Below are 4,582 nucleotides of genomic sequence, written 5' to 3'. Positions count from 1 at the left end.
CCCACAACTCCTCCGGACCACCCACCCCACCCGGAAAACGACACGCCATCCCCACGATCGCCACCGGCTCATGCCTGCGCCCCTGATCCTCAGCCAGCCGCTGACGCGTCTCCGCCAGCTCTACGGTCGCGCGCCTCAGGTAATCGCGAAGCTTCTGCTCGTTCTCCATCGCTCCGGCCCTTCCAGTCACAGGTCGTTGTCGATGAGGGCGAAGATCTCCTCATCAGAGGCGTCGTCGATCTTGTCCATCACCGTGTCGGGGCGGCCGCCGTCCGGTTCGGTGCCGAAGCGGGCCAGGCCGCTCTTCAGCACGGCGACGAGCTTGCCGCGGATGATCTCGCTGTCGTCCTTGGCGGTGGTGAGCATCGACCCCACGTGCTCCAGGGCGCCGCGCAGCATGTCCTCGGGCGACGGCTGCGTGGGGGCCAGCGCGTCGAACAGGTGCTGCGCCAGCACCCGCACGGTCGGGTGGTCGAAGACGAGGGTCGCGGGCAGCCGCAGCCCGGTGTCGGTGTTGAGCCGGTTGCGGAGTTCGACGGCGGTCAGTGAGTCGAAGCCGAGCTGGTTGAAGGCCCGGTCGATGCCGACCTTGTCCGCGCTGCCGTGGGCGAGCACGGCCGCGACGTGGTCCCGTACGGTGTCGGTGAGCAGGCGCAGCGCCTCGTCCCGGTTCAGCTCCGACAGCCGGGACACCAGCGACCCCGCGCCCTCGGCCCGTCCGGCGGCGCGGCGTGGCACGCGGACGAGGCCGCGCAGCATTCCCGGCAGCGTGTCGTTCTCCGCCCGTGCCCGCAGCCCCGCCATGTCCCAGCGGGCCGCCACCACCACCGGATCGACATCGCCGGCCAGGGCCGCGTCGAACAACGCCAGCCCTTCCTCCACCGCGAGCGGCGCGATCCCCGCGCGGGCCAGCCGCGCCTTGTCCGCCTCCGCCAGAACACCGGTCATCCCGGACTCCACGTCCCAGAGCCCCCAGGCCACGGAGACCGCCGGCAGCCCGGCCGCACGCCGGGCAACCGCCAGCCCGTCCAGGAACGCGTTCGCCGCCGCGTAATTGCCCTGGCCGGCGTTGCCCAGGACTCCGGCGAGCGAGGAGAACAGCACGAAGAACCCCAGATCCCGGGTCAGCTCGTGCAGGAACCAGGCGGCGTCCGCCTTCGGCCCCAGCACCCCGCTGATCCGCTCCAGAGTCAGCCCCTCGACCAGCCCGTCGTCCAGCACCCCGGCGACATGGACCACACCGGCCAGCGGCCCGGCCGAGGCCACCACGTCCGCGAGTCGCGCACGGTCGGACACGTCACACGCCGCCACCTGCACCCGGGCACCGGCGTCCTCCAGCTTGGCCACCAGTTCCGCCGCGCCCTCAGCCCGAGGTCCACGCCGGGACACCAGCACCAGATCCCGCACGCCGTGCAGTTCCACCAGCCGCAGCGCCACCAGCGCCCCCAGCCCACCGGTCCCGCCGGTCACCAGCACCGCACCAGACCTGGAGGCGGCGGAAGGAGTGGTTGCCGGGCGCCGGGTCAGGCGAGGGGCAAGGATCTGTCCGTCGACCACCCGTACCTGCGGCTCTCCCGAAGCCAGGACCGCGTCCCAGCCCGAGAACCCCTGAGGCACCTCCGCCAGCACGAACCGGCCCGGCTGCTCACTCTGCGCGGACCGCACCAGCCCCCACACCGCCGCACCGGCCACATCCCCCGGCCGCGTCGCGAACACCACCGGGGACGCCCCGGCCTGCTTCACCGCCGCAAGCACACGCGAGGTCAGCTCACGCACCGCCACCGGAACGTCCGCCGACTCGCCCACACACCACACCACCTCCGGCTCCACCGAGCCCGGCGCGGAGGGAGCCACCTCGGCCCACTCCACCCCGTACAGCGGCAGACCGGCCGTGGCGAGCGACTCGGCCGGCACCGGGCGCGCTCGCAGGGAGTCCAGCGAGAACACCGGACGCCCCGAGGGACCGGCCGCCTCGATGGCGCACCCGTCAGGACCGGTCCTGGTCAGGCGGACCCGCAGCGTGCCCGCCCCCGCCTCGTACAGCCGCAGGCCGCGCAGCTCGAAGGGCAGGCGCAGCTCGTCGGCGGGGTCGGCGACGAGCAGCGGGTGGAACACGGCGTCGAACAGGGCGGGGTGGATGCCGAAGCCGGTCACGTCCACGCCCTCCGGCGCCACCACCTCCGCGAACAGCTCCTCACCACGACGCCACAACGCCCGCAACCCCTGGAACGCCGCACCGTACTCGTAACCCCGCTCCCCCAGCCGCTCGTAACCCCCTTCGACCTCCACCACCACCGCGTCCACCGGCGGCCACACCCCGGCCCACTCGCACGCACCCGAACCCACGGCACCGTCGGCCAGCGAACCGGACGCGTGCCGGGTCCAGCCGGTCTCGGGGTCGTCGACCGGCCGCGAGTGCACGCGCACCGGCCGGGCGCCCGAGGAGTCAGGAGGGTCCACGACGACCTGGACCGTGATCGGGCCGTGCCGCGGCAGCACCAGCGGAGCCTCGAACATCAGCTCCTCGACCAGGTCGGACCCGGTCCTCGCGGCGGCTTCCAGGACCAGGTCGGCCAGCGCGGTGCCGGGCAGCACCACGGCGCCCGCCACCGCGTGGTCGGCGAGCCAGGGCGCGCTGCTGATCGACAGGCTGCCGGTGAGCACGACCGGCCCGTCCCCGGCGAGGTCGAGCTCGGCTCCCAGCAGGGGGTGGGCCACCTCGCGCAGGCCGACGGCGGACAGGTTCGCGGCGCGGGCGGGCGGGCCGAGCCAGTAACGCTCGCGCTCGAAGGCGTAGGTCGGCAGGTCCACCCGGTTCCCGCCGGGGAGCAGCGCGGGCCAGTCGACGGACGCTCCGGCGGCCCACGCGCCGGCCAGGCACGCGGCCAGCGCGTCAGGCTCGGCGCGGTCGCGGCGGTGCAGGGCGAGGATCGAGGCGTCCTCGCCGGTGACGCAGTCGTGCGCCATGCCGGCGAGCACGGCCTGCGGCCCGACCTCCAGGAAGAGGGTGACCCCCTGCTCCTCCAGCCGGGCGATCATCGGATGGAACATGACGGGCTGCCTGATCTGGCTCAGCCAGTATTCGGGGCTGGTCCACGGGGTGTCGAGGAGGCCGGTCACGGACGCGATCCGGGGCTTGCCGAACGTCACCGTGTCCAGCTCGGCGGCGAACTCGCCGATCACGGGTTCCATCAGCGGGGAGTGGAAGGCGTGGCTGACGGTCAGCCGCCGGATGCGCCGGCCGCGCTCGCGCCAGTGGGCGGCGACCGCGAGACACGTCTCCTCGTCGCCGGAGATCACCACGCTGTCCGGCCCGTTGACGGCGGCGATGCCGGCCTTGTTGTCGAGCCCGGCCAGGGTGAGCCTGACCTCGTCCGGCGTGGCGGCGATCGCGATCATGGCGCCGGGCTCGCGCAGCCCGTGCATCAGCCGGGCGCGGGTGGCGATCAGGCGGGCGGCGTCCGGCAGCGACCAGATCCCGGCGACGTGCGCGGCGGCGAACTCGCCGACGGAGTGCCCGGCGACGTACGCGGGGGCGAGCCCGAGCGACTCCAGCAGCCGGAAGGCGGCGACCTCGAAGGCGAACAGGGCCGGCTGGGTGTAGAGGGTCTCGTCGAGCAGGGCGGCTTCCGGGGTGCCCGGCCCGGCCCACATGACCTCGCGCAGCGGCCGGTCCAGGTGGGGGTCGAGGGCGGCGCACGCCTCGTCCAGGGCCGCGGCGAACACCGGCGAGGCGGCGGCCAGCTCCCGGCCCATGCCGGGCCGCTGCCCGCCCTGCCCGGTGAACAGGAAGGCCGTGCGGGTGTGCTCGGCCGCCACGCCGGTGACCACCTCGGCCACGGGCCGCCCGCGCAGGTGGTCGCCGAGATGGGCGACCAGGGTCTCGTGGTCGCGGCCGAGCACGACCGCGCGGTGCGGGTGCGCCGTCCGGGTGGTGACCAGGGAGTGTGCCACGTCGGCGGGGTCGGGGCGGTCCTGCGCCGTGACGTGGCGGTGCAGCCGCTCGGCCTGCGCGCGCACGCCCTGGGCGGTGTGGCCGCTGACGGCCCAGGCGAGCGGGCCGGTGAAGACGCGCTCGGGGCGGGCTCCGGGCAGGGGCGCGGCTTCGGGGACGTACTCCTCGATGATGGCGTGCGCGTTGGTGCCGCTGATGCCGAAGGAGGAGACGCCCGCCCGGCGGGGGTGCTCGCCGCGCGGCCACTCGCGGGCCTCGGTGAGCAGCCGTACGCCGCCCGCGGACCAGTCGGCGTGCGGCGTCGGCTCCTCGACGTGGAGGGTACGGGGCAGCGTCCCGTGCCGCATGGCCTGCACCATCTTGATCACACCGGCCACCCCGGCAGCCGCCTGGGTGTGCCCGATGTTCGACTTCAGCGAGCCCAGCCACACCGGCCGCTCCACCGGACGTCCACGCCCGTACGTGGCCAGCAACGCCTGCGCCTCGATCGGGTCGCCCAGCGTCGTGCCGGTGCCGTGCGCCTCCACGACGTCGATGTCCCGCGTGTCCAGCAACGCGTCGGCCAGCGCCTGACGGATCACCCGCTCCTGGGCCGGACCGCTCGGCGCCGTCATCCCGTTGGAGGCG

Annotated in this window: 2 protein-coding genes; both read right to left on the bottom strand. The window is 74.4% G+C overall.

Annotated features, from left to right (window positions below; genetic code table 11):
- The coding region (locus KME79_RS47645) for a polyketide synthase docking domain-containing protein (RefSeq protein ID WP_219552639.1) at positions 1–169 on the bottom strand (169 nt) is incomplete at its 3' end.
- A 17-nt stretch (positions 170–186) separates the two neighbouring features.
- A partial coding sequence (locus KME79_RS44175; RefSeq protein WP_219552637.1) for a type I polyketide synthase occupies positions 187–4,582 on the bottom strand: 4,396 nt, incomplete at its 5' end.

This window comes from Nonomuraea harbinensis, from assembly GCF_019396385.1.
GTDB classification, from domain to species: Bacteria; Actinomycetota; Actinomycetes; order Streptosporangiales; family Streptosporangiaceae; genus Nonomuraea; species Nonomuraea ferruginea.
The sequence above is the reverse complement of the archived record's forward strand: the minus strand, read 5'-3'. Positions and strand labels throughout refer to the sequence as shown.